The following is a 22,449-nucleotide window of genomic DNA, read 5'->3' on the forward strand; positions in this document are numbered from 1 at the left end:
CCTCCCGAGGGCGGCGGTGCGGTGACGAGGTGTGCGGTGACGAGGGGTCAGATGCTGATCCAGCCGAGAGCCAGCGCGACCACCCCCAGCACTCCGCCGGCGCAGACCACCGCGAGGATCACCAGTTCGGACCGGCTGAAGACGGTGCGCCCCTGCTCGCGCCTGGTCATCACGAAGAGCACGGTGGCGGGGGCGTAGATGACGAACGAGAGGAGGAGGTACTTCAGCCCGGCGGCGTAGATGAGGAACGCGGTGTAGACCGTGGCCAGCAGCGCCACCACCAGTTCGCGGACGGGCGGGCGCCCAGCCTCGGCCGCCGCCCCTGCCGCCCGCTCCGCCCCCGCCCGCTCCGCCCCCGCCTGGCCCGGCCTCCTCGGCCAGGCGATCAGCAGGGCGTACCCGGCCGCGAGGAGGAACGGGATCAGGGTCAGCGCGCTGGTCAGCTCCAGGGCGAAGTTGAAGGCGTCGTCCGAGAAGATCGTCACGATCAGCACCAGCTGGGACAGCGCGGTGGTCATCACCAGCGCCGGGACCGGCACGTCCGCCTCTGTCGACCGGCCCAGGAAGCGCGGCATGTCGCCGTCCTGGGCGGCCACGAAGAGCACCTCGGCGGCCATCAGTGTCCAGGCCAGATAGGCGCCCAGCACCGAGACGATCAGGCCGACGCTGACGAAGACCCGCCCCCAGGTGCCGACCGCGGCCTCCAGCACCCCGGCCATCGAGGGCTGGCGCAGCCCGGCGATCTCGCCCATCGGCAGGAGGCCGTAGGAGACGATGGTGACCGAGGCGAAGATCGCGAAGACGCTGAGGAAGCCCAGCACCGTCGCCCGCCCGACGTCCTCCCGCCGCTTGGCGTGCCGGGAGTAGACGCTCGCCCCCTCCACCCCGAGGAAGACGAAGACGGTGGCCAGCATGGTGCCGCGGACCTGGTGGAAGAGGGAGCCGGCGTAGTCCGCGCCGCCGAAGTTCTCCGCGAAGACGTGCGGCTTGAGGTAGAAGAGCGCCAGCACGACGAAGACGAGGATCGGGATCAGCTTGGCCACCGTGACGATCCGGTTGATCGCCGCGGCCTCCCGGACGCCCCGCCGGATCAGCAGGAAGAAGCCCCACAACCCGAGGGTGGAGAGCCCCGCCGCCAGCAGGGTGTCGCCGTCGCCCAGGGACGGCCAGATCGCGCCCACCGTCGACATGATCAGCACCCAGTAGGTCACGTTGCCGACGCAGGCGCTGGCCCAGTAGCCGACGGCCGAGTAGAAGCCGGTGTACTCGCCGAACCCGGCCTTGGCGTAGGCGTAGACGCCGGCGTTCAGGTCCGGCCTGCGCACCGCCAGGGTCTGGAAGACGAAGGCCAGCATCAGCATGCCGACGCCGGCGATCGCCCAGGCGATCAGCGCCCCGCCGACCCCCGTCTCCTCGGCGAAGCGCCGCGGCAGGGAGAAGACCCCCGCGCCGACCATCGAGCCGACCACCATGCCGGCCATCGTCGGCATCGACAGCTTGGCCGCCGCCGGCTCCCCGTCGGCCGTCGCTGCGGCGGGTCGGTCTGCCTCGGTCACCTGTTCCTCCTCCCGTGGTCGCGCCCGGTCGCGGCTCGCGGCCGGCGCACCACCATCTCCCCACGCTGCCCCGGCCCCCGGGCACAGCGCAGTCCACGCGCGGCCGTTGGAGGGCTGTGGGGTTCTGCGGCTTGGGCCGTACGGGTCATCGGACGGCGTGGAGCCGCCGCCCGGCGGCCGGCGGGACGGGATAGTCGGCGGATGGGCAGTTCTCGATCGGGAGTCCCCCGCCGGCTGGTGCGTCGCCGCCCGGCCTGGACGGCGCTGCTGGGCGCGGTGCTGGGCTACTGGCTGTCCTTCACCCCCTCGCTGCTGCCCCGGCCGTGGCTGCTGCAGGCGCTGGCGGCCGCCGTCACCGCGCTGATCGGCTACGCCCTGGGCGCCTTCGTGCAGTGGCTGGCCGGGCGGTGGGTGACGATCGATCCGCGGTTCCGCCGCTGGGCCTGGTGGGCGATGGCGGTGGGCGGCCCGGCGGCCGCGGTCTACATCACCGCCTGGAGCGTGCGCTGGCAGGGCGACCTGCGGCGGGCGGTCGGGATGGACCCGCGGCTGGTGTGGTGGCAGTGGGCGCTGGTGCCGGTGGTGACGCTGGTGCTGGCCGGGCTGCTGCTGCTCCTCGGCCGGTCGATCCGGCTCGGCACCCGGGCGCTGGGACGGCAGCTCGGCCGGCTGCGGTTCGTCTCACCCGCGGTGGCGCTCTGCGCGGCCGTCGTGGTGACCGCCGTCATCCTCGCCGGCAGCCTGCAGGGCTTTCTGGAGCGGGGACTGCTGGCCTCGGTCGAGCGCAGCGCGGAGCTCTCCAACGACCTGATCGCCCCGGACGTGCCGCAGCCCCAGCTGTCCACCGTCTCGGGCGGGCCGGGCTCGTTCGAGGACTGGTCCTCGCTCGGCGCCAACGGCCGGGACTTCGTCTCCCAGACGCCCGCCCGCGCCAGGATCGCGGACTTCTCCGGGCACCCGGCGATGGACCCGGTCCGGGTCTACGTGGGCCTGCGCTCGGCCCCGACGCTGGCCGACCGGGCCCGGCTGGCCGTCGCCGAGCTGGAGCGCACCGGCGCCTTCAAACGGCGGGTGCTGGCGGTGATGAACACCACCGGCAGCGGCTGGATCAACGAGAACATCGCCAGCCCGCTGGAGTACATGTACGGCGGGGACACCGCGCTGGTCGCGATCCAGTACTCCTATCTGCCCAGCTGGGTCTCCTTCCTGACGGAGGGTGAGGCCAGCTCGGCCGGGTACGCCCTGTTCTCCGCCGTCTACCAGCACTGGCGCTCACTCCCCGCCGACTCCCGGCCGACCCTGCTGCTGGCCGGCGAGAGCCTCGGCTCGTACGCCACCGAGCAGTCCTTCCACGGCCGGCTGGACCAGCTGACCGCGAGCGCCGACGGGGCGCTGCTGGTCGGGCCCACCCCGGACAACCCGATCCACCACCACGTCACCGAGCGGCGCGATCCCGGCAGCCCCGCCTGGCTGCCGGTCTACCAGGACGGGCGCACCGTGCGCTTCGGCCAGACCGCCGCCGACCTGGACCGCCCCGGGGGCCAGGAATGGCGGCCACCCCGGGTGGCCTATCTGCAGAACGGCACCGACCCGGTCACCTGGTGGATCCCCGACCTCATCTGGAGACATCCGGACTGGCTGCGGGGCCGCCGGGCGCCGGACGTCTCGCCGGACATGCAGTGGTACCCGCTGCTCACCTTCTGGCAGGTGACCTGCGATCTGGCGGCCGCCGACACCGTGCCGGACGGCCACGGCCACCGCTTCGGCCAACTCCCCGTCGAGGCCTGGGCCCGAATCGCCCCCCCGCCCGGCTGGACCGCCGCCGACTCCCGGCGCCTGGCCCACCTCCTCCGCGGTGAACGGGAGGAGCAGGGCTGAGACGGCGATCGCCTTCGGCCCCCCGGCGTCGGGTGAACGGTGACCTCTCGGAAGAGGCCCGAGCCCCGGCTAGGCCCCCTCGAGGGGCCCGGCGCTCCACGCCAGCAGACCCGCCTCGTCCTTGACCTCGCGGGCTACCGGTCGGCCCTCCAGCAGGGCCTTCAGATCGTTGAGGCTGTCCCGTTCGACCCACTCGCGGGCGATCCGGGCGACCGATTCCGGGAGGAGCGCGGTGCACTGACGGAGCGTCACCACGGTGAGCCGCAGCGCGGCCTCCGGGCCGTCCGCGGTCCACCGGATCCGGAACTGCTCCGAATCGGCGGACCCCGGGACCCAGTCGCAGACCACCCGCATGGTGCGCGCGGACGGCGACGTCGAAGACGGCTTCGCAGCGTGCTTCCTCGGTTCGCGCATCAGCGCGCTCCTCCTTCTTCGCAAGAGCCCTGCCGGGGTCAGGGTTTGAAGGCGACCCCGGCGTACTGCGAGACCTCGGTGTCGGTGATGTCGCCGGTGCGCGCCCGCAGCGGCCCGACGTCCTCGGGGCGCCAGCGGTGCGGCACCTCGACCCCGGGGTCGACCAGATCCAGTCCCTCGAAGAACTTCTCCACCTCGGCCCGGGACCGGGTGCGCAACGGGGTCCCGCCCTTGCGGTAGACCTCGGCCACCCCCGCCCAGCCCTCCGGGTCGAAGTCCGCGGTGGCGTGCGAGAGGGCGAGCGCCGACCCGGAGGGCAGCGCCGCCAGCAGGCGCCCGACGATCTCGTAGGGCCCCCACTCGTCCGGGACGAAGTGCATCAGGGCGTTGAGCGAGAGGACCACCGGACGGCTGAGGTCCAGGGTCCGCTCCAGCTCGGGGGAGGACAGGATCGCCTCCGGGTCGCGGACGTTGCCGTCGATGTACGCGGTGGCCCCGCCGGGAGCGGCGTTGAGCAGCGCCCGGGAGTGGGCGAGGACGATCGGGTCGTTGTCCGCGTACACCACCCGGGCGTCCGGGGCCACGGACTGCGCCACCTCGTGGAGGTTGGGCGAGGTGGGGATGCCGGTGCCGATGTCCAGCCACTGCCGGATCCCCCGCTCGGCGAGGAACCGGGTGGCCCGCTGCATGAAGGCGCGGTTCACCCGGGCGGCGATCAGCACCCCGGGGAAGGCGGCCATCGCCTTGGCCACGGCCGCGCGGTCCACCGCGTAGTTGTCCTTGCCGCCCAGGTAGTAGTCGTACATCCGGGCGCTGTGCGGACGGTCCTGCTGGAGGTCGCGCGGCACTGAGGCCCCGCCCGGCCCGTCGGTCTGCATGACTGCTCCCCTTCGTCTGCTGCTCGGCCCCCGTGTGCCCCGCATGCTAGCGGCACCGCGGCCCGCCGAACCCCGGCCTGATGCCCCGTCAACTCAGCTGGTGGCAGCGGCACTCAGGCTCGCCCAGACGCTCTTCCCGGGGCGGTCGGCGGACAGCGTCCAGCCCCAGGACTCGCTGAGCGAATCGATCAGGTGCAGTCCGCGGCCGGACTCGGCGAAGTAGTCGGGCTCCTTCAGCACCGGCGGCGCCGGGCTGGGGTCGGAGACCGAGCAGAGCAGCCGGCCGCGGCGCAGCCGCAGGTCGAGACGGATCGGCGGGGTCGCGGAGCAGCCCCCCGTGGTCCCCTCCGAGACCCCGCCGATCCCGTGCCGGAGCGCGTTCCCCAGCAGCTCGGACGCCACCAGCGCGCAGGAGTCGAAGACCTCCGCCGCGCCCCAGAGCCGCAGCGTCGTGCGGATCAGGCCGCGGGCGGCGCCCACGGTCTGCGGTCTGGGGGCCAGCGCCCAGCACGCGTGCTGCGGAGCCGCCGCGTCGCGGCAGACTCCGGGGGGTCCGGCGGCCGAGGCCGAGCCCTCCGCCGACACCGCAGAAGTTGTCATCACGCTCTCCGAGCGGCCGCCGGAGCCGGGGCCGCAGGTTGTCATGATCAGATGCCCGCTCTCGCCCACTATCCCCGGCGGAGGCTGGCGCTGCAAGTACATCTGCACTTACATTCGCAAGCACCACGGTACGCACACCTGCAAGCGAGCGTGCAAGAACGCATGCAAGCACCGATGCATGAACAGGCGTACGAACACCGCGAGTTGGGCAAGGAGCGCGCAATTGACCAGTGAGCACCAGACGGTCGCGAACGGCACGCGGGCGACCCGCATCGCAGGGGCGGCCTGGCGGAAGAGCCGGTACAGCAACCCGAACGGCAACTGCGTGGAGGTGGCCCTGCTGCCCGGCGGCGACGTCGCCATGCGCAACTCCCGCCATCCGGACGGCCCGGCCCTCGTCTACACCCGGGCCGAGATCGCCGCCTTCCTCGACGGCGCCAAGGACGGCGATTTCGACTCCCTTGTGGACCAAGCGAGTTGAGTTTCTGTGAAGAAGCGGAGGGACCCGGCCGATGACGGCGGGTCGCCGCTTGTAAGGTGCATCCTTCTGCTGCGAGACTGAGTGCTCGTCCTGTCACTCTTGGGAGTCGTAATGACCGCGGCCGCCAGGCCTCACAGCGAAGCGCTCCACGCTCCCGCCGCCGAGCAGCCGCGCGGCGGCCCCACCGTGCTGCGGATGGTGCTCGGCGGCCAACTCCGCAGGCTCCGCGAGAAGTCCGGGATCACCCGCGAGGCCGCGGGCGACGCCATCCGGGGTTCGCACGCCAAGATCAGCCGTCTCGAGCTCGGCCGGGTCGGCTTCAAGGAGCGCGACATCTCCGACCTCCTCACCCTCTACGGGGTGCTGGAGGCGGACGAGCGGGCGCGGTACTTCGAACTCGCCCGCCGCGCCAACGAGCCGGGCTGGTGGCAGCGGTACGGCGACGTCCTCACCAACTGGTTCGAGACGCTGATCGGCCTGGAGGAGGCCGCCTCCCTCATCCGCACCTACGAGGTGCAGTTCATCCCCGGCCTGCTGCAGACCGAGTCCTACGCCCGCTCGGTGGTCCGGCTCGGCCACGCCCAGGCGACGGAGCGGCAGGTGGAGCGCCGGGTCGAGCTGCGGCTGACCCGGCAGAAGCTGCTCACCGCGCCGGACGCCCCTCGCCTGTGGGCGGTGATCGACGAGGCCGCGCTGCGCCGCCCGCTCGGCACCGCCGAGGAGATGCGCGAGCAGCTCGAGCACCTCCTGGAGGTGGCCGAGCTGCCGAACGTCACCCTCCAGGTGGCCCCGTTCGCGGTCGGCGGCCACGCCGCCGCCGGCGGCCCGATCACCATCCTCCGGTTCCAGACCCACGACCTCCCCGACATCGTCTATCTGGAGCAGCTGACCAGCGCGCTCTACCTGGACAAGGAGGACGACGTGGACGGCTATCTGACGGTCATGGACCGGCTCTGCGCGACCGCCCAGCAGCCCGCCGAGACCATCCGCTTCCTCAAGGAACTGATCAGCCAGAGCGGCTGACCCGCATGGCGTCGGCGTCACCCGCCCGGTCCACCCGTCCCACGATCGGCCGCCCTCACCTCGCACGGGGGCGGCGCACGGGTTCGGATCGAGGGGTCAACGCACCACCCTCCCTCTAGGAGAGATGACCATGCGCATCCGGACCCTCGTGGCCGCCGCCGCCGTCGCCGGCGTCACCGTCCTGGGCACCGCCACCGCCGCCAGCGCCGACTCCGGCGCCGTGGGCGGAGCCGCGGGCTCCCCCGGTGTCCTGTCGGGCAACAACCTCCAGCTGCCGATCCACATCCCGATCAACGCCTGTGGTGACTCGCTCGACATCATCGGCCTGCTCAACCCGGCCTTCGGCAACGTCTGCGCCAACGGCTGACCCGGCCTAGTCCGGCACCGCCGGCCCCGCCCCGCACCCCGCGGGGCGGGGCCGGCCGCCGTCGTCCCTCAGGCCACGGCGCCGGCCACGGTGTCGCAGGCCAGGCGGGCGACGGAGCGGAGCTCGGCGTCGGTGGCACCGGCCCGGCTGAGCACCGCGAGGGCCTGGTTGACCGCGACCACGTATCCGGCCAGCTCGTCCAGCGCCCCCGGCGCGGCGGAGGCGCCGTCCAGCGCCGCGCGCACCCGCCGCCGCTGCTGGTCGAGCAGTCCGCGCACCCGCTCGCCGTTCTCCGCGGGCAGCGTCGCCGCCTGGGCGGCGGACTGGGCGATCAGGCAGCCGCCGGGCACCGCCGGATCGGCGAGCCGGGCCAGCACCGTGTCGAAGAAGGCCCGGACGGCCCGCACCGGGTCGCCGGAATGCCCGTCGAGCGCCCGCTCGAACGCCGCCCCGTAGATCGCGGAGTAGCGGTCCAGGCACTTGCGGAAGAGGGCGTCCTTGTTGCCGAAGGCCCCGTAGAGCGAGCCCCGGCCGAGGCCGGTGGCGGAGCCCAGCGCGTCGAGCGAGGCGTCGGCGTAGCCGCGCTGCCAGAACACCCGCATCGCCTGGTCCAGCGCCGCCTCGGGGTCGAACTGCTTCCGGCCGGCCATCGCGGCCACCTCCGTTCCGGTACTCCGCCTGCCGGTGTGATCGTATCGCCATCCTGGACCGATCGGTCGGAACATCCTTGACCGATCGGTCCAGGATGGCTAGCGTGGCGCCGACCAGCCCGCTCCGGCCGAAAGGCGCCCCATGGCCGCCCCCACTCCCCCGCTTCCGTCCGCTCCTCCGTCCGCGCCTCCCGGCCCTCCGCCGGCCGCGCCGGAGGGCTCCGGCTCGGCGTCCGGGGCACCGGAACTGCCCGCCGGCTTCGGCGAGACCTTCACCAGCCGCTATGTGGACACCGGCGCACTGCGCCTCCACGCCGTCGTCGGCGGCCGGGGCCCCGCCCTGCTGCTGATCTGCGGCTGGCCGCAGACCTGGTACGCCTGGCGGCTGCTGATGCCGGCACTGGCCGAGCACTTCAGCGTGGTCGCCGTCGATCCGCGCGGGGTCGGGCTCTCCGACAAACCCGCGACCGGCTACGACACCGGCACCCTCGCGGCCGACCTGGCTGCGCTGATGGACGCACTGGGCCATGCGCGGTTCTCCGTGGCCGGCCACGACGTCGGCATGTGGACCGGCTACGCGCTGGCCGCGGACCACCGGGAGCGGGTGGAACGGCTCGCCCTGGCCGAGGCCCTGGTGGCCGGGATATCCCCCTCCCCGCCGCTGCTCGGCGACCACGAGGCCAACCGCCGGCTCTGGCACTTCGCCTTCAACCGGCTGGACGGACTCAACGAGGAACTGGTCCGCGGCCGGGAGCGGCTGTACTTCGGCCATCAGTTCGCCACGAAGGCCGCCCGCCCGCTGCCGGAGCACGCCGTCCGCCAGTACACCGACCCGATCGCCGCCGGCCCGGAGGCCCTCAGCGCCGCCTTCGGCTTCTACCGCGAGCTGGACCGCACCATGGCACAGAACCAGCGCCGCAAGGAGCGGCCGCTCACCATCCCCGTCCTCACCATCGCGGGCGCGGACTCCCTGGGCGGGGCGGTCGGCGGGGCCATGCGGCTCGCCGCGGAGGACGTCCGCGAGGTGATCCTCCCGCAGTGCGGCCACTACCCCGCCGAGGAGGCCCCGGAGGCGACCCTGGCCGCGCTGACGGCCTTCCTCACCGCGCGCTGACGACCTTCCCCGCCGCACCGGGCGCAGCCCGACGACGCGCGGCCGCGGGGCCCGGGACGGCCGATCGCCGTCCCGGGCCCCGCGGTCTGCGCTCTGTGCGCCGCGCGCTGTGGTCTGCGCTCTGCGGTCTGCGCTCGACCGCCCCTTACTGCCCCTGGGGGTTGTCGCCCCCCTGGTTGCGGATCTGGTCCTCGACCTTCTCGCGACCGGAGTCGATCTGCTGGTCGTACTTGCCGCCGGTCTTGCCCTTGGCCATGTCGGCGGCCTTGCCGACCCCTGAGGAAGCCTGGTCCTCGTGGCCGTGCAGCATGCTCTTGAGCTTGTCCATCACACTCATCGCTGGCCTCCAGTCGTGCTCGAGTGCTCGTCTCAGGGAAAGCCCCTCGGACCGCGTATGTCCCGATCTCCTACTCCGTATGAGGGTCGCCCCCGGAATGCGGGGCTCCCCGGCGGCGCGCAGGCTGGGAGCCGAAGCAAGACCGGAGGTGTTCCCGTGACCGTGCCCGACCCGCATCCCGCCGTCTGCCTGATCTGTGGGCTGCCGATCACCTGGGAGGAGAGCAAGGCGGAATCCCCACCGCCGGAGACCGACACCAGGCCCGGCGACCCGGGGCACCCCTTCCCCCACCACTCCCGGGTGGGCGTCTGCCCGAACGGCCATGTCCGGCGGGAGCCGATCGCGCCGGAGATCGAGTAGCGGCCCGGCCGCCCTCGTCGAGTGCCTGAACCGCCTCCCCTCCGGGTGCGCGGCCGGCGGCCCGGTCCGGCTAACCTGCTCGGCGGATCCGGTGATCCGGTGACCCGGTGATCCGTTGGAACGAGTCGGACCGGGAGGCCGCCGTGCCCGTACATCCCTTCTACCAGGCGAGGTTCGCCGCGCTGCTGGAGCCGCGCGGCGACGGACGGCCCGATGACGCCCTGATCGAGGAGCGGACCCGGGAGCAGTCCCGGCGGCTGGCCGAGCGCGCCCGCTCCTGGGCGCCGGCCGGAGTCGAGATACGGGCCGCGGAGACCGCGGGCCCGCACGGCCCGGTCCCGCTGCGCACCTACCGCCCGGCGGCCGGCGCTCCGCTCGGCTCCGCCCTGGTCTGGGCGCACGGCGGGGGCTTCCGGGCCGGCGACCTCGACATGCCGGAGGCGCATGTGGTCTGCGCCGAACTCGCCCAGCGGGCGGGCGCGTTGGTGGTGTCCGTGGGCTACCGGCTGGCGGTGGACGGCGTCCGCCATCCGGTGCCCGTCGACGACGTCCACGCGGTCTGGACGGCTCTCTGCCGGGGCGAACTCCCCGCCGAGGCGGGGGCGGTGGACGTCGAACGGCTACCGGTCGCGCTCGGCGGGGCCAGCGCCGGAGCCGCGCTGGCCCTGGCCACCGCGCTGCGCGGGCGGGACGGCGGCCCCCGGCCGGCCGACGCGCTGCTGCTCGCCTATCCCTTCGCCCACTTCCCCAATCCGGCGCCGGACGAGGCGCTGGCCGCCGGAATGGCGGGCCTGCCGCTGCGGCTCGGGCCGGACCGGGTCGAGGACATGGTGCGCGGATACGTCGGGCGGACGACCGACCTCCCGCCGGACGCCCTGCCCGGCGCCGCTCCGCTGCGCGGACTGCCGCCGACCAGGATCCTCGTCTCCGAGTACGACGACCTCCGCCCCTCCGGGGAACTACTGGGGCGTCAACTCGCGGAGTGCGATGTGCCGGTGGCCTCGCTGCTCGCCGAGGGGATGGTGCACGGGCACCTCAACAACCTGCCGGACGAGCTGCCGGAGATCGGCAAGTCGCTGGAGTTCCTGGCCGAGGGGCTGCGCCTGGCCGGGCGCTGACGGCACCGAAGCGGGCCCGGAGGCGGGCCCGGAGGCCGGCCCGGCGGCGGGCGCGCCGACGGAGCCCGCCGGGCCGCGCCGAAGACCGCCGACCCCCGTGCGGCAGCGGCCGGCGCGGCCCGGCGGCGTTCCCCCGGGGGGTTCTCCCGGTGTCTCCCCGACGGACCGGGCGCGGACCGGAGTCCCTCCCGAACCGTGCGCGCACCCACGATACGAATTGCGAACACGCATGTACATAGTCTCGGACTAACCGTCCAGCATGGCCGCCGCCAGTTCCATCACCTGGCCGCGCAGCGCCGGCAGCCGGTCGTACTCGCCGGCGTCCACGTGCGCGGTCACCAGGGCGCTGACCGCGCCGATCACCGCCCGCCCGATGAAGGCCGGCTCCAGGCCGCCCCGCCACCGCCGGCCGTAGGTGATCACGTCGGCGATCGCCACCGCGAAACGCTCCTGGACGGCGATCCGGCGGGAGACCGCCGCGTGCCCGGCGCCGTACACCTCGATCAGGAAGGTCCTGGCCAGGGCCGGGAAGCCGGCCAGGGTGTCGAGGTAGACGGCCAGCACCCGGTCGAGCCGGTCCAGCACCTCGTCCCCGGGCGGGCCCAGGGCCTCCTCGATGACCGCGATCAGCAGATCGGAGGCCTGGTCGAAGGCGGCGAGGAAGCACTCCTCCTTGTTGGCGAAGTGCTGGTAGAAGGTCTCCCGGGAGATGTGGACGCGCCGGAGGACATCGCCGACCGTGGTGTCGGCGTAGCCCTTCTCGGCCACCGTCTCGGCGATCCCCGCCAGCAGCCGGTCGCGCTGCGAACGGCGGACCTCGTCGCGGCTCAGGCGATGGCGCCCGCGGGGCAGCGGGGTCGGTGCGCTCGCCGGGACCGGGGCGCTCGATGCGCTCGATGCGCTCGATGGGCTCGGTGCGCTCGGACCGCTCGATTCGCTCGGTTCTGCTGGTGCCTTGTCGCGTTCCACAAGCAGAATCTATGCCCGCCGGTCAGTTCGCCCGGCGCAGTCCCGTGATGAGGAGCCGGACCAGCCGCCGGGCGTCGTACTCGGGGTCGGCGTCCGCGCCGATGCAGAGGTTGCCGACGCCGTGCATCAGCTCCAGCGGCGCCATCCCCGGCTCGATCTCGCCGGCCTCGACCGAGGCGTCCAGCAGCATGCCGCAGACCGGCACCAGGGTCTCGATGAAGTAGGCGTGGAGGGCCTCCTGGCCGGCGCCGTCCGAGCGGAGGACGCCGGCCAGTCCGTGCTTGGTGACCAGGAAGTCGACGAAGAGGTCGATCCACCGCTCCAGCGCGGCGAACGGGCCGACGCCCTCCGCGAGCAGCGCCGGGCCGGCTTCGGCGCAGGCCTCCACCTGGTGCCGGAAGACGGCGATGATCAGGTCCGCGCGGGTCGGGAAGTGCCGGTAGATGGTGCCCATGCCGACTCCCGCCTCGGCAGCGATCGCCCGGACCGGGGCGTCCACACCCGAGCGGACGAAGACCTTTGCGGCCGCGTCGAGCAGGGCCTCCTGGTTGCGCCGGGCGTCCGCGCGCTTGGGCCGGCCGGGGCGCGCCGCGTCCGCCGCCTCTGCCGCGCCGGTCGCGCTCGTCCGCGCCTCGCGGGCACCGCCGCGCTCGCCGCCGTCCTTCACCGCATCGTCCCATCCACTCGACCGGCCCTCGCGAGCCTCGCGCTTGCAAAGTGGAACAACGCTCCGTATTGTTAACGGAGCATAGTTCCGTTTCCCATCATGCCAGAGCCGGCCGCCGACGGCCATCGCCGCGGCACGCCTCCGCGCAGGAAAGGACCGACGGCCCATGACCACCCACGCCTCCCGGCCGAGCTTCGGCATCATGACCGCCCCGCAGCAGGTCGCCTACCAGGACCTGCTGGACGTCTGGCGGGCGGCCGACGCGGTCCCGGAGATCGAGCACGCCTGGCTGTTCGACCATCTCATGCCGATCGCCGGCGACCCGGAGGGACCCATTCTGGAGGGCTGGACACTGCTCTCCGCGCTCGCCGCTCAGACCCGGCGGCTGCGTCTCGGCCTGATGGTCACCAGCAACCGGTTCCGCCCGCCGGCGATGCTGGCCAAGATCGCCACCACCGTCGACATCGTGTCCGGCGGGCGGCTCGACTTCGGCATCGGCGTCGGCTCCCGCCCGGGCCACCCGCTGGCGCGGCGCGAGTACGCGGCGCACGGCCTCCCCTTCCACGACTCCGGGCGGGCGGTGGAGAGCCTCGCGGAGGCCTGCACGGTGATCCGGCGGCTGTGGACCGAGGAGAAGCCGTTCGACTTCGAGGGGGCACAGGTCCGGCTCAGCGGGGCGTTCGGCAACCCGAAGCCGGTGCAGCGGCCGCATCCGCCGGTCCTGATCGGCGGCCGCTCCTCCTCGACCCTGCGGGTCGTCGCCGAGCACGCCGACCTGTGGAACATCCCCGGCGGCGACCTCGCGGACGCCGTCGCCCGCAGCGCGCTGCTTGACCGCTACTGCGCCGAGATCGGGCGCGACCCGGCCGGGATCACCCGCTCGATGGTGCTGCCCGTCGATCTCGAGCGACCCGACGCGGCCCGCGCCGAGATCCGCGAGGCGATCGCCGCCGGCTTCCCGCACATCGTCCTCCCACTGCCCGCCCCCTACCGGCCGGAGACCGTCCACCGCATGGCAGACGAGCTGATCAGAGCTCTGTAGCCGAACGCGGGACGACGGCGCCTGGGGAGGGTGACGCCTGGTCGGGTGCCAGGCGGCGCAGGGCGAGAGCCGACCGGCCGGCGCCGAGAACAACCAGGGCCGCGCTGTGGGCACGCCCACAGGCCACGCGAGGTCCAAGCAGGGTCCGCGGCGCCGTCGGCCTCGCGGCCGGCCGAGGCGGCGGCGCAGGCCCACCGGAGACGGGCGGTGGCCGCCGCACGCCTTCGCCGTCGGACGGGGCTCAGGGGCCCACCGACCCCCAGGGCAGGCCAGGTCCAGACGTGGACCACAGCGCCGTCGCGCAGCCACCTGGCCTCACAGCCGGCCGAGGCGGAGGCCCACCGGACACGGGCGGTGGCACGCCGCACGCCTTCGCCGTCGAACGGAGCGCAGGCGCCCACCGACCCCCAGGGCAGGCCAAGACCAGACGGGGACCACCGCGCCGTCGCGCAGCCACCTGGCCTCACAGCCGGCCGAGGCGGAGGCCCACCGGAGACGGGCGACGGCACGCCGCAGGCCTCCGCTGGGGGACGGAGCGCAGGGGCCTACCGGTCCCGGGGGCGCGCCAGGTCCAGACGGGGACCACCGCGCCGTCGCGCAGCGACCGGGCCGAGGGGGAGGTCCACCGGAGACCGGTGGTGGCGAGTCGCGGGTCTTCCGGTGTCGGACACGACCGCGGGGGTCCGCCAGGCCACCGGACGCATGGAGACCAGGCGAGAGTCGCGGCGCCGTTGCGCGGTGGCCGGGTCTCGGCGGTCCGGCCGCGGCAGGGCTACGGGGTGGGGTGCCGGGTGGTGGTGACGGTGATGACGGCGGCGGTGCCGTGGACGTGGGTGCGGGCGGCGGCGGAGGCGGCCGGGTGGTGGATCGCGTCATGGCGGCGAAGCCGGAGGGCTGCGGCCGGGAGGGTCGCGGTGCCGGACAGGACCACCAGAAGCCGCTCCTCGCCCGCCTCGGCGGCCGGCTCGACGGCCCGGTCCCGGACGATCTCGACCCGGCCGGCCGCCCGGCCCCGCCCGGTCATCAGGTTCAGCGCCGTCACCGGCCCGCCGAGGAGCCGGCACTCGGTCGCGGCGTCGCCGGGGAAGGCGAAGGGCCGGAACGGCCTTTCCAGGCCGTGCCGTTCGCCGTCCACGGTCAGCTCGATCCCCGCGTCGCCCTCGACGACCGTGAGGATCCGGTCGACGTCGGGGAAGGCCGAGAACGGGCCGTCCTCGGCGATCTCGGCGAGGCTGACCCGCCAGTCGAAGCCGTCCGCCCCGGCCGAGGCCGGCGCCGACGCGACCTCCCTGGTCGCCCCGCCGCCGTTGCGCCAGGGGACGGCCGGCCGCCCGGCCGCCCGCAGCACCCGAAGATCCGTCATGGCCCGATGATCACATGCCGGCCGCCCCGGCGGAAAACCCGGTGAGGCGACCGTCCCCGGCCGCTTATCCTCGGCCCATGCCAGCCTTCCCGGAACCCCGCCTCCTCTCCGTCAACGTCGGCCGCCCGCGCCCCAATCCGTGGAAGACCGCCGGGTACACCTGGTTCGACAAGCAGCCGGCCGACGGGCCGGTCGGCGTCTCCGCCCCCGGCCCGAAGGGCACCGGCGAGGTCGGGCTCGCCGGTGACGCCGTCGGCGACGTCAAGCACCACGGCGGCACCGACCAGGCCGTCTACGCCTACGCCAGGGAGGACCTGGACGACTGGCAGCTGCGGCTGGAGCGGCCGATCGCCGCCGGCGGCTTCGGCGAGAACCTCACCACCGCCGGAGTCGACGTCAACGGCGCCCTGATCGGCGAGCGCTGGCGGATCGGCCGGGACGTGCTGCTGGAGGTCAGCTGCCCGCGGATCCCCTGCGGGACGTTTCAGGGCTGGATGGAGGAGCCGGGCTGGATCAAGCGGTTCACCCTGGCCGCCCTGCCGGGGGCCTACCTGCGGGTGGTCGAGCCGGGCGAGATACGCGGCGGCGACCGCGTGGTGGTCGAGTACCGGCCGAGCGGCCACGAGGTCAGCGTCGCCACCGCCTTCCGCGCCCTCACCACGGCTCCGGAGCTGCTGCCCGGCCTCCTCGACGCCCCCGCCCTCCCCGCCGAGCTCCGCGAACGCGCGCGCAAGCGGCTGCCGTTCGACTGACGACCGCCCACCGCGGGCTCGACGATGTCCGCCCGCTCGCCTGAACATGCGGAACGCCCGATTGCCCGGGTAGCGTTCTGCCCGACTCGGCGCCGGCTTCGTCGAAGGAGCATCCGACATGGAATTCCTCGTCACGATGACCACCACCGTCCCGGCGGGGACCCCGGAAGCGGAGGTCGACGACGTCCGCGCCCGCGAGGCCGCGAACTCCGCCCGACTGGCCGAGGAGGGCAGCCTGCTGCGGCTGTGGCGTCCCCCGCTGCAGCCCGGCGAGTGGCGCAGCCTCGGCCTGTTCGAGGCCCCGGACGCGAAGTGGCTGGAGGAGACGCTGGCCGGCATGCCGCTCCGGATCTGGCGGAGCGACGAGGTCACCCCGCTCGCCCCGCATCCCAACGATCCGGGCCCGGCCGCCTCCGACGGCGGTGCGGACTCCCCCGAGTTCTTCGTCCTCTTCGTCGTCGATCCCGCGAAGGGCGGTCCCGCCGACGCCTTCAAGGAGGCCACCGCGGCCGAGGCGGTCCGCACCCGCGAGCTGGCCGCGGAGGGGCATCTGGCCCGCCTCTGGCGCCTTCCCGGGGACGGAAGGGCGCTCGGCCTCTGGCGGGCCGGGTCCCCCGAGGAGATGCGGGACATCCTCGGCACCCTGCCCCTCACCCCCTGGCTCACCACCGAGACGACGCCGCTCACCGCGCATCCCAGCGACCCGGCGAGCCGGCCCTGACGTCCTGCCCCGGAGGTTCCGGGCTCCCGAGCTCTTGGTTCCGATAAGAACAATCGTTCCTAAGGTGGTGTACGTTTGTTCCTATGGCGACCGCAGAGCAGCGACACGAACGTCGGCCCCGCCGGCACGACCCGGAGCGGCGCGCGCGGATCCTGGACGCCGCGCTCGACGCCCTGGTCTCGGACGGGGCCGCCGGCCTGACCCATCGGAAGGTGGCCGCGCGGGCGGACGTGCCGCTGGGCTCGGTCACCTACCATTTCGCGAGCCTGGCCGACCTCCAGGCACAGGCCTTCGCCCGCTATGTGGAGCAGCGGACGGCGGAGTTCGCGGCACTCTTCACGGGAGTGCGCGAGCGGGCGGAGCTCGTCGAGGTCCTGGTGGAGCTCGTGCAGGGAGGACCCGCCCGCAGCCGCAGCGCGGTACTCGGCTTCGAGCTCCACCTGGCCGCCCTGCGTGACCCCGCCCTCCGCGCCCTCACCGCGCGGTGGACCGCCGACAGCCGGGCCGTGCTGGCCCGCTTCACCGATCCGGAGACCGCGGGGCAACTCGACGCGCTGCTGGAGGGCCTGATCATGCATCAGCTGCTGGCGACCGAACCGTCCTCCCGCGCGTCCACCCGAGCGGCGATCACCAAGGCACTGTGTACGACCGAACCCACTGGAGGCCGCGATGCCGAGCAGTAGCAGCCGCAGCGGCGAGGGCAGCAGCCGAGCCGCCCGTCCGCTGATCGCCGTCCCCGCCGTCCCCGGCGCCCCCGCCGTCTCTGACGCCGAACTCGCCGATCTGCGCGAGCGGTTGAGACGTACCCGGTGGGCCGCGCGCTGGCCGCTGGACGGCTGGGCGGCCGGCACCGATCCGGAGGAGCTCCGCCGCCTGGTCGCGTACTGGGCGGACGGCTACGACTGGCGGGCCCGCGAGGCCGAGCTCGGCGCCCTCCCGGCACACCTCGCCGATCTGGACGGCACTCCCCTCCACTACCTCCGCTACGACGGCGAGCACCCGGACGCACTGCCCCTGGTCCTCACCCACGGCTGGCCCAGCACGGTCCTCGAACTCACCGCGCTGGCCGAGCGGTTGGCCGCCCCCAGCCGCTACGGCGGCGAGGCGGCGGACGCCTTCACCGTCATCGTCCCGGCCCTCCCCGGCTTTCCGTTCTCCCCGCAGCGCCCGGCGCTCACCGCCGCCGAGCAGACCCACGACCTGTGGCACCGCCTGATGCACGACGTCCTGGGCTTCGAGCGGTATGCCGCCCACGGCGGCGACCTGGGCGCCGGCATCACCTCCCGGCTCGCCGAGGCCCACCCGGAGTCCCTGGTCGGCATCCACCTGCTGGCGGTGGCCGCCCCGGCCTCGTACCAGGCGTCCGAACTCACCGCCGAGGAGCGGGAGTACCTGGACTCGCTGACCGCCTGGCAGCAGCAGGAGGGCGGCTACCAGCACCAGCAGAGCACCCGCCCGCTCACCCTCGCCCAGGGCCTCTCCGACTCCCCCGCCGGGCTGCTCGCCTGGCTGGTCGAGAAGTACCGGGCCTGGAGCGACTGCGGCGGCGACCTCTCCACCCGCTTCACCGACGACTTCCTCCTCACCCAGGCCTCGCTGTACTGGTTCACCAACAGCATCTCCACCTCCTTCCGGCCCTACTACGAGTACGCCCAGGGCCTGACCCACCGGGTGGCCCGGGTGGAGGTTCCGACCGCCGTCGCGGTCTTCCCCGCCGACATCAGCCGCCCCCCGCGCTCCTGGGCCGAGCGCACCTACGAGGTCGCCCGGTACACCCGGATGCCCCGTGGCGGCCACTTCGCCGCCCACGAGGAGCCGGCCCTGCTGGCCGAGGACATCACCGCCTTCTACCGCCCGTACCGTCGCCCCCCCGGCCTCAGCCCGCGGTGAACCCGCCGTCGGCGGCCAGGACGGCGCCGGTCACGAAGGAGGAGCGCGGCGAGGCGAGGAAGCAGAGGACCTCGGCGATCTCCCGGGGGCCGGCCACCCGGCCGAGCGGATGGGCGTCGCCGAAGGAGGTCAGATACGCGCGGCTGTCCGGGCGGAAGGTGTCCAGGAAGTCCGTCTCGATCACGCCCGCCGCGACCAGGTTCGCCCGGATGCCGAGCGGGCCGCCCTCCAGCGCCAGCACCTTGGTCAGCTGGGCCAGTGCCCCCTTGGAGGCGCTGTAGGCGGCGCCCTGCGGCAGGCCGACGGTGCCCGCATAGGAGCCGGTGGAGACGATGGCGCCGCCGCCTCGGGCGGCCATGACCCGGAAGCACTCGCGGGCGAGGAGGAAGGCGCCGCGGGCGTTGACCGCCAGCAGCTCGTCCCAGTCCTCGGCGGTGGTCTCGGTGACCGGCTTGTTGAGGGTCCGGCCGGCGTTGTTGACCAGGATGTCCAGCCGGCCGAAGGCCTCCAGGGCGGCGCCCACCGCACGGACCGCGGTCTCCTCCAGGGCCACGTCCCCGGTGAGCGTCACCACGCCCGGCGTCTCCTCGGCGAGGGCCGCGAGTTCGGGTCCGCGCAGGTCGACGGCGAGCACCCGGGCGCCACGCGCGGTGAGCAGCGCGGTCGTCTCCCGGCCGACGCCGCGCGCGGCCCCGGTGACGAGGGCGGTCATTCCGGCGAATTCGTTGGTGGTCATGCGGTCTCCCGGTTCAGGTCGGGGCGGTGGCGGAGGAGGGTCGCCGCGGCCAGTCCGGCCAGCACGACGGCGACGATGACGGCGGTCGCGGAGGCGTATCCGGCCGGCGCCCCGCCCGCCGGCCCCGCCCCCGCCGGCTGCCCGGACTCGACCACGGCGGTGACCACGGCGAGCACCACGGCGCCGCCGATCTGCATGGACGTGTTGAGGAGGGCGCCCGCGAGGCCCTGGTCCCGGTCCGGCACCCCGGCCACCGCGCTCAGGTTCAGCGCCGGGAAGACGGCCGCCGTGCCGAGCCCGTTGAGCACCATCACCGGCAGGACGACGCCGGTGAAGGAGGCCCCGGGCCCGATCCGGAAGAAGAGCGCGTACGACAGCGCCAGCAGCAGCATCCCGACAGCGATCATCCGGTGGGCGCCGAACCGCGCGGCCAGCCGCCCGGCGAAGGGCGCCAGGCCGCCGTTGACGAGTCCGAGCGGGACGAACGCCCCGGCGGTCCGCAGCGGCGACCAGTGGAGCACGTTCTGCAGACAGAGGGTGGCGATGAAGGCGAACGCGGTGTAGCCGCCCCACATCGCGAAGATGGTGAGGCTGGTCCCCGCGGTCCTCCGCCGCGCCAGGAAGGGCAGCGGCACCAGCGGCCGGCGCGTCCCGGACTCGATCCGCAGGAAGAGGGCCAGCAGCAGCACCGCAGCCGCGAACAGCACCAGGGTGCCGGCGGACCCCCAGCCCTCCTCGGGCGCCCGCGTGATGGCGTACACCAGGAGGACCAGGCCGCCGGTGGCGGTCAGCGCGCCGGGGACGTCGACCCGGGCCCGCTCCCCGGCCGGCGGGTCCGCGGGCAGCAGCCGGAGCCCGGCGAGCAGGGCCAGCACGGCGATCGGCGCCGGCAGGACCAGCACCAGCCGCCAGGAGAGCTCGGTGAGCACCCCGCCCAGCACCAGCCCGCCGACGAAGCCGCAGGCGCCCGCGGTGGCGTACCAGCCCAGGGCGCGGCCGCGCCGCGGCCCCTCAGGCCAGCCCGTGGTGATCAGTGAGAGGGCGGCGGGAGCAAGGAAGCCCGCCGCCACGCCCTTCACCAGGCGGGCCGCGATCAGCAGCCCGCCGTTCGGGGCCAGCGCGCCGAAGAGGCTCACCACGGCGAACACCGCCACCGCCGCCAGAAAGGCCCGGCGGCGGCCGAAGAGGTCCGCCACCCGCCCGCCGAGCAGCAGGAACCCGCCGTAGCCGAGGGCGTAGGCGGAGACGATCCACTGCAGCGCGCCGGAGCCCATGCCGAGGTCGCGCTGGATGGCGGGCAGGGCGACGTTGACGTCGGAGAGGTCGACGGCGTCCATGAAGTGGGCGGCGCACAGCACCAGGAGTGCGGCTGCGCCGGGGTCGGTTGTGCCGGGGTCGGTTGTGCCAGGGTCGGTTGTGCCAGGGTCGGCTTTGCGTGTCGTCCGCATGTGAGTCCCAGGGGTCGGTCGGTTCCGGCACCGAGTCTGGGCGGCTCGTCCCGCGGCGGCCAGGACGCGTGCAGCCTGGGTGCGGCACACCCAGGCTGCCCCGCGGACCGGCCCTTACGCTGGACGTATGGACGGCAACCACCTGGGAGAGTTCCTCCGCGCCCGCCGGGCCCGGCTGCGGCCCGAGGACGTGGGGATGACCGGCTACGGGGTGCGCCGGGTCAGCGGGCTGCGCCGCGAGGAGGTGGCCGTCCTGGCCGGCGTCAACGCCGACTACTACACCCGGCTGGAACAGGGCCGGGAGCGCCGCCCGTCAGCCCAGGTGCTGGACGCCCTGGGCCGCGCGCTGCGGCTGGACGCCGACGCCCGGGCGCACCTCCACCGGCTGGCCGGTACCGCCCCGGAGCCGGCCCCGCCGCTGTACACCGCCGAGCGGGTCAGCCCCGAGCTGCGGCAGCTGATGGACGGCTACGCCGGCACCCCGGCCTTCGTGATGAACAGGACCCTGGACCTCCTGGCCGCCAACGCGCTGGCCGAGGCGCTCTACTCGGCCTTCACCCCGGCCGACAACCTGGCCCGGATGACCTTCCTCGACCCGGCGGGCCGGCGGTTCTACCAGGACTGGGATCGGGCCGCCCAGTCCGCCGTCGCCAACCTCCGCGAGGCCGCCGGCTTCGACCCCGACCATCCACGGCTGCGCGAACTGGTCACCGCCCTCAGCGAGGGCAGTTCCCACTTCGCGCGCCTCTGGCGGGCCCACGACGTCCGCGGCAAGACCCGGGACGCCAAGCACCTCGTCCACCCCGACGTCGGCCCCCTCACCCTCACCTACCAGTCCTTCGACGTCCGCGAGGCCCCCGGCCAGCAACTGGTCATCTACCACGCGGAACCCGCCACCCCCAGCGCCGAGGCCCTGAAGCTCCTCGGCTCCCTCCACGCCAGTCGGCACCCGAGCCGACCGGCTGCCGGCGGCTAGGCCGCCGCCCCGGGTCATTCGGTCAGGAGGCGCTCCGCCACGGCCGAGTCGGTGACCAGCGAGGTGATCAGGCCCGAGCGGAGGACGGCACCGATGGCGCGGGCCTTGCGGACCCCGCCGGCCACCGCGAGCACCTCGGGGACCGCGCGCAGATCCTCGGCGCCGATGGCGACGCAGCGGTCGGTCAACTCCTGTGCGGTGAGCGAGCCCTGGGCGTCGAAGAGGAGTCCGGCCATCTCGCCGACGACGCCCTCGTCGGCCAGCCGCTCCCGCTCCTCCGAGCTGAGCGAGTCGTAGACCGTGGAGACCCCGGGCCCCCAGGCGCCGATCGACACCACCGCCACCCGCACCTGCGGATACTCGGCGAAGACCCTGGCCACGCCCGGCTGGGCGCGCAGGGTGGCCGCCGTCCCGGGGTCGGGGAGCACCAGCGGCGCGTAGATGGGCAGCGCGGAGCCGCCGGAGATCCGGGCGGCCCGGCGTACCGACTCGACCGAGCCGGCCTGGCCGGGCGGCACACCGGGGGTGCCGGTGCCGTTCGGGCCGCCGTCGTAGACGCCGGTGAGCTGGACGACCGTGCAGTGCGGGAGGGTGGTGAGGGCGTCGGCGGTGGCGTTCACCGCGTTGCCCCAGGCGAGGCCCAGCACCCCGTCCTCCTCGACGAGTTCGCCGATCAGGCGGGCCGCCGAGCCGCCCAGGCCGACCGGGTCGGGCAGACCCTCCTCCTCGTGGGCGGTGACCACCACCGCGTGGTGCAGCCCGTAGCGGGCGCGCAGCGCGTCGGAGCGCTCGGCGTCCAGCTCGTCCGGGGTGCGGATCTCTATCCGGACCAGTCCGGTCTCCAGCGCGCGGTCGAGGACCCGCGCCACCCGGAACCGGCTGACCCCGAACTCCTCGGCTATCTGCACCTTGGAGCGGCCCTGCAGGTAGAAGCGCCGCGCCATGGCCGCCGCCTGGATCAGCTCGCCCGGCCCCATGCCGCCGGTTCCGACCGCCGCCACCGTTCCCCACCTCCCCTGCCGCGACCGCTTCGGGACCGATTCGCCGCGGGGGGAGACCGAAACCTCCACGAAAGCAGCTGACGGGTGACCTTGACGGCCGGATCTGAC

The 22,449-nt window shown here is 74.2% G+C and carries 25 protein-coding genes; 13 read left to right on the top strand and 12 right to left on the bottom strand.

Features of this window, described 5'->3' with window-relative positions; genetic code table 11:
- Window positions 1–47: 47 nt before the first annotated feature.
- Complete coding sequence (locus BS73_RS07700; RefSeq protein ID WP_051941357.1) at window positions 48–1,490, bottom strand: basic amino acid/polyamine antiporter; 1,443 nt, start codon at window positions 1,488–1,490, stop codon at window positions 48–50.
- Window positions 1,491–1,757: 267 nt separating this feature from the next.
- Here BS73_RS07700 and BS73_RS07705 point away from each other — a divergent pair, with 267 nt between their 5' ends.
- Entirely contained in the window at window positions 1,758–3,434 is a 1,677-nt protein-coding gene (locus tag BS73_RS07705) for an alpha/beta hydrolase (protein ID WP_037570592.1), read from the top strand.
- A 69-nt stretch (window positions 3,435–3,503) separates the two neighbouring features.
- Here BS73_RS07705 and BS73_RS07710 read toward each other — a convergent pair whose 3' ends face one another.
- From BS73_RS07710 to BS73_RS07720, 3 genes are all read right to left on the bottom strand, one after another.
- Entirely contained in the window at window positions 3,504–3,848 is a 345-nt protein-coding gene (locus BS73_RS07710) for a hypothetical protein (RefSeq protein ID WP_152617545.1), read from the bottom strand.
- A 38-nt stretch (window positions 3,849–3,886) separates the two neighbouring features.
- Window positions 3,887–4,726 carry an SAM-dependent methyltransferase gene (locus tag BS73_RS07715; RefSeq protein WP_051939670.1) on the bottom strand — a complete coding sequence of 280 codons (840 nt, stop codon included), beginning with the start codon at window positions 4,724–4,726 and terminating at the stop codon, window positions 3,887–3,889.
- A 93-nt stretch (window positions 4,727–4,819) separates the two neighbouring features.
- Window positions 4,820–5,326, bottom strand: a complete 507-nt coding sequence (locus BS73_RS07720) for an ATP-binding protein (protein WP_161789655.1) — start codon at window positions 5,324–5,326, stop codon at window positions 4,820–4,822.
- Between the two features lie 223 nt (window positions 5,327–5,549).
- Between BS73_RS07720 and BS73_RS07725 the strand changes: the two genes are divergently transcribed.
- The 3 genes from BS73_RS07725 (at window position 5,550) to BS73_RS07735 (ending at window position 7,197) form a co-directional block, all read left to right on the top strand.
- Window positions 5,550–5,807, top strand: a complete 258-nt coding sequence (locus BS73_RS07725; protein ID WP_037570596.1) for a DUF397 domain-containing protein — start codon at window positions 5,550–5,552, stop codon at window positions 5,805–5,807.
- Window positions 5,808–5,918: 111 nt separating this feature from the next.
- Window positions 5,919–6,830 carry a helix-turn-helix domain-containing protein gene (locus BS73_RS07730; protein WP_037570598.1) on the top strand — a complete coding sequence of 304 codons (912 nt, stop codon included), beginning with the start codon at window positions 5,919–5,921 and terminating at the stop codon, window positions 6,828–6,830.
- A 130-nt stretch (window positions 6,831–6,960) separates the two neighbouring features.
- On the top strand, window positions 6,961–7,197 hold the full coding sequence (locus BS73_RS07735) for a chaplin (RefSeq protein ID WP_037578660.1): 237 nt from the start codon (window positions 6,961–6,963) through the stop codon (window positions 7,195–7,197).
- Window positions 7,198–7,265: 68 nt separating this feature from the next.
- Here the strand turns inward: BS73_RS07735 and BS73_RS07740 are convergent, their stop codons facing one another.
- On the bottom strand, window positions 7,266–7,847 hold the full coding sequence (locus tag BS73_RS07740; protein ID WP_037578662.1) for a TetR/AcrR family transcriptional regulator: 582 nt from the start codon (window positions 7,845–7,847) through the stop codon (window positions 7,266–7,268).
- 142 nt (window positions 7,848–7,989) lie between these two features.
- Here BS73_RS07740 and BS73_RS07745 point away from each other — a divergent pair, with 142 nt between their 5' ends.
- The gene (locus tag BS73_RS07745) at window positions 7,990–8,961 is read left to right on the top strand and encodes an alpha/beta fold hydrolase (protein WP_037570599.1); all 972 of its coding nucleotides are present in this window, start codon (window positions 7,990–7,992) and stop codon (window positions 8,959–8,961) included.
- Between the two features lie 145 nt (window positions 8,962–9,106).
- Here the strand turns inward: BS73_RS07745 and BS73_RS38130 are convergent, their stop codons facing one another.
- Window positions 9,107–9,298: an antitoxin gene (locus BS73_RS38130; RefSeq protein WP_037570600.1), complete on the bottom strand. Its 192-nt coding sequence runs from the start codon at window positions 9,296–9,298 to the stop codon at window positions 9,107–9,109.
- Window positions 9,299–9,454: 156 nt separating this feature from the next.
- Between BS73_RS38130 and BS73_RS38135 the strand changes: the two genes are divergently transcribed.
- Both BS73_RS38135 and BS73_RS07760 read left to right on the top strand, forming a co-directional pair.
- Window positions 9,455–9,658: a hypothetical protein gene (locus tag BS73_RS38135; RefSeq protein ID WP_037570602.1), complete on the top strand. Its 204-nt coding sequence runs from the start codon at window positions 9,455–9,457 to the stop codon at window positions 9,656–9,658.
- Window positions 9,659–9,801: 143 nt separating this feature from the next.
- Window positions 9,802–10,776, top strand: coding sequence for an alpha/beta hydrolase (locus tag BS73_RS07760; RefSeq protein WP_235215345.1), 975 nt, complete (start codon window positions 9,802–9,804; stop codon window positions 10,774–10,776).
- A gap of 246 nt (window positions 10,777–11,022) precedes the next feature.
- Here BS73_RS07760 and BS73_RS07765 read toward each other — a convergent pair whose 3' ends face one another.
- Together BS73_RS07765 and BS73_RS07770 are read right to left on the bottom strand one after the other, a co-directional pair.
- Window positions 11,023–11,745 carry a TetR/AcrR family transcriptional regulator gene (locus BS73_RS07765; RefSeq protein ID WP_152617547.1) on the bottom strand — a complete coding sequence of 241 codons (723 nt, stop codon included), beginning with the start codon at window positions 11,743–11,745 and terminating at the stop codon, window positions 11,023–11,025.
- Between the two features lie 22 nt (window positions 11,746–11,767).
- Window positions 11,768–12,412 (bottom strand): TetR/AcrR family transcriptional regulator, encoded by a 645-nt coding sequence (locus BS73_RS07770; protein WP_235215346.1) that lies wholly within the window; start codon window positions 12,410–12,412, stop codon window positions 11,768–11,770.
- Window positions 12,413–12,578: 166 nt separating this feature from the next.
- Here BS73_RS07770 and BS73_RS07775 point away from each other — a divergent pair, with 166 nt between their 5' ends.
- Window positions 12,579–13,454, top strand: a complete 876-nt coding sequence (locus BS73_RS07775; RefSeq protein ID WP_037570604.1) for an LLM class flavin-dependent oxidoreductase — start codon at window positions 12,579–12,581, stop codon at window positions 13,452–13,454.
- Window positions 13,455–14,226: 772 nt separating this feature from the next.
- On the opposite strand, the gene BS73_RS34470 is transcribed toward BS73_RS07775, so the two are convergent.
- Window positions 14,227–14,817: a HutD/Ves family protein gene (locus BS73_RS34470; protein WP_084703885.1), complete on the bottom strand. Its 591-nt coding sequence runs from the start codon at window positions 14,815–14,817 to the stop codon at window positions 14,227–14,229.
- A gap of 77 nt (window positions 14,818–14,894) precedes the next feature.
- Between BS73_RS34470 and BS73_RS07785 the strand changes: the two genes are divergently transcribed.
- From BS73_RS07785 to BS73_RS07800, 4 genes are all read left to right on the top strand, one after another.
- Window positions 14,895–15,569: an MOSC domain-containing protein gene (locus BS73_RS07785; RefSeq protein WP_037570605.1), complete on the top strand. Its 675-nt coding sequence runs from the start codon at window positions 14,895–14,897 to the stop codon at window positions 15,567–15,569.
- 118 nt (window positions 15,570–15,687) lie between these two features.
- Entirely contained in the window at window positions 15,688–16,290 is a 603-nt protein-coding gene (locus tag BS73_RS40640) for a muconolactone Delta-isomerase family protein (RefSeq protein WP_037570607.1), read from the top strand.
- A gap of 83 nt (window positions 16,291–16,373) precedes the next feature.
- Window positions 16,374–16,973 (top strand): TetR/AcrR family transcriptional regulator, encoded by a 600-nt coding sequence (locus tag BS73_RS07795; RefSeq protein WP_051939675.1) that lies wholly within the window; start codon window positions 16,374–16,376, stop codon window positions 16,971–16,973.
- On the top strand, window positions 16,960–18,180 hold the full coding sequence (locus BS73_RS07800; protein ID WP_084703886.1) for an epoxide hydrolase family protein: 1,221 nt from the start codon (window positions 16,960–16,962) through the stop codon (window positions 18,178–18,180). The genes BS73_RS07795 and BS73_RS07800 overlap by 14 nt, the downstream gene beginning before the upstream one ends.
- On the opposite strand, the gene BS73_RS07805 is transcribed toward BS73_RS07800, so the two are convergent.
- Window positions 18,167–18,916, bottom strand: coding sequence for an SDR family NAD(P)-dependent oxidoreductase (locus tag BS73_RS07805; RefSeq protein ID WP_037570608.1), 750 nt, complete (start codon window positions 18,914–18,916; stop codon window positions 18,167–18,169). The genes BS73_RS07800 and BS73_RS07805 overlap by 14 nt on opposite strands.
- Window positions 18,913–20,274 carry an MFS transporter gene (locus tag BS73_RS07810; protein ID WP_235215347.1) on the bottom strand — a complete coding sequence of 454 codons (1,362 nt, stop codon included), beginning with the start codon at window positions 20,272–20,274 and terminating at the stop codon, window positions 18,913–18,915. The genes BS73_RS07805 and BS73_RS07810 overlap by 4 nt, the downstream gene beginning before the upstream one ends.
- Window positions 20,275–20,491: 217 nt before the next feature.
- On the opposite strand from BS73_RS07810, the gene BS73_RS07815 reads away from it, so the two are divergent.
- Window positions 20,492–21,340, top strand: a complete 849-nt coding sequence (locus BS73_RS07815) for a helix-turn-helix transcriptional regulator (RefSeq protein WP_037570612.1) — start codon at window positions 20,492–20,494, stop codon at window positions 21,338–21,340.
- A gap of 14 nt (window positions 21,341–21,354) precedes the next feature.
- Here BS73_RS07815 and BS73_RS07820 read toward each other — a convergent pair whose 3' ends face one another.
- Window positions 21,355–22,317: a sugar-binding transcriptional regulator gene (locus BS73_RS07820; protein ID WP_051941360.1), complete on the bottom strand. Its 963-nt coding sequence runs from the start codon at window positions 22,315–22,317 to the stop codon at window positions 21,355–21,357.
- Window positions 22,318–22,449 lie beyond the last annotated feature (132 nt).

Source organism: Phaeacidiphilus oryzae TH49 (assembly GCF_000744815.1).
In the GTDB taxonomy this organism is placed as follows: Bacteria; Actinomycetota; Actinomycetes; order Streptomycetales; family Streptomycetaceae; genus Phaeacidiphilus; species Phaeacidiphilus oryzae.

Bases quoted from the DNA above. Each gene is read 5' to 3' on its own strand.
- BS73_RS07730 (WP_037570598.1), top strand. From the start codon at position 5,919: ATGACCGCGGCCGCCAGGCCTCACAGCGAAGCGCTCCACGCTCCCGCC.
- BS73_RS07820 (WP_051941360.1), bottom strand. From the start codon at position 22,317: ATGGGGCCGGGCGAGCTGATCCAGGCGGCGGCCATGGCGCGGCGCTTC.
- BS73_RS07705 (WP_037570592.1), top strand. From the start codon at position 1,758: ATGGGCAGTTCTCGATCGGGAGTCCCCCGCCGGCTGGTGCGTCGCCGC.
- BS73_RS07710 (WP_152617545.1), bottom strand. From the start codon at position 3,848: ATGCGCGAACCGAGGAAGCACGCTGCGAAGCCGTCTTCGACGTCGCCG.
- BS73_RS40640 (WP_037570607.1), top strand. From the start codon at position 15,688: ATGGAATTCCTCGTCACGATGACCACCACCGTCCCGGCGGGGACCCCG.
- BS73_RS07700 (WP_051941357.1), bottom strand. From the start codon at position 1,490: ATGCCGACGATGGCCGGCATGGTGGTCGGCTCGATGGTCGGCGCGGGG.
- BS73_RS34470 (WP_084703885.1), bottom strand. From the start codon at position 14,817: ATGACGGATCTTCGGGTGCTGCGGGCGGCCGGGCGGCCGGCCGTCCCC.
- BS73_RS07815 (WP_037570612.1), top strand. From the start codon at position 20,492: ATGGACGGCAACCACCTGGGAGAGTTCCTCCGCGCCCGCCGGGCCCGG.
- BS73_RS07715 (WP_051939670.1), bottom strand. From the start codon at position 4,726: ATGCAGACCGACGGGCCGGGCGGGGCCTCAGTGCCGCGCGACCTCCAG.
- BS73_RS07805 (WP_037570608.1), bottom strand. From the start codon at position 18,916: ATGACCACCAACGAATTCGCCGGAATGACCGCCCTCGTCACCGGGGCC.
- BS73_RS07720 (WP_161789655.1), bottom strand. From the start codon at position 5,326: ATGACAACTTCTGCGGTGTCGGCGGAGGGCTCGGCCTCGGCCGCCGGA.
- BS73_RS07775 (WP_037570604.1), top strand. From the start codon at position 12,579: ATGACCACCCACGCCTCCCGGCCGAGCTTCGGCATCATGACCGCCCCG.
- BS73_RS07785 (WP_037570605.1), top strand. From the start codon at position 14,895: ATGCCAGCCTTCCCGGAACCCCGCCTCCTCTCCGTCAACGTCGGCCGC.
- BS73_RS07735 (WP_037578660.1), top strand. From the start codon at position 6,961: ATGCGCATCCGGACCCTCGTGGCCGCCGCCGCCGTCGCCGGCGTCACC.
- BS73_RS07800 (WP_084703886.1), top strand. From the start codon at position 16,960: ATGCCGAGCAGTAGCAGCCGCAGCGGCGAGGGCAGCAGCCGAGCCGCC.
- BS73_RS07795 (WP_051939675.1), top strand. From the start codon at position 16,374: ATGGCGACCGCAGAGCAGCGACACGAACGTCGGCCCCGCCGGCACGAC.
- BS73_RS07745 (WP_037570599.1), top strand. From the start codon at position 7,990: ATGGCCGCCCCCACTCCCCCGCTTCCGTCCGCTCCTCCGTCCGCGCCT.
- BS73_RS38130 (WP_037570600.1), bottom strand. From the start codon at position 9,298: ATGAGTGTGATGGACAAGCTCAAGAGCATGCTGCACGGCCACGAGGAC.
- BS73_RS07740 (WP_037578662.1), bottom strand. From the start codon at position 7,847: ATGGCCGGCCGGAAGCAGTTCGACCCCGAGGCGGCGCTGGACCAGGCG.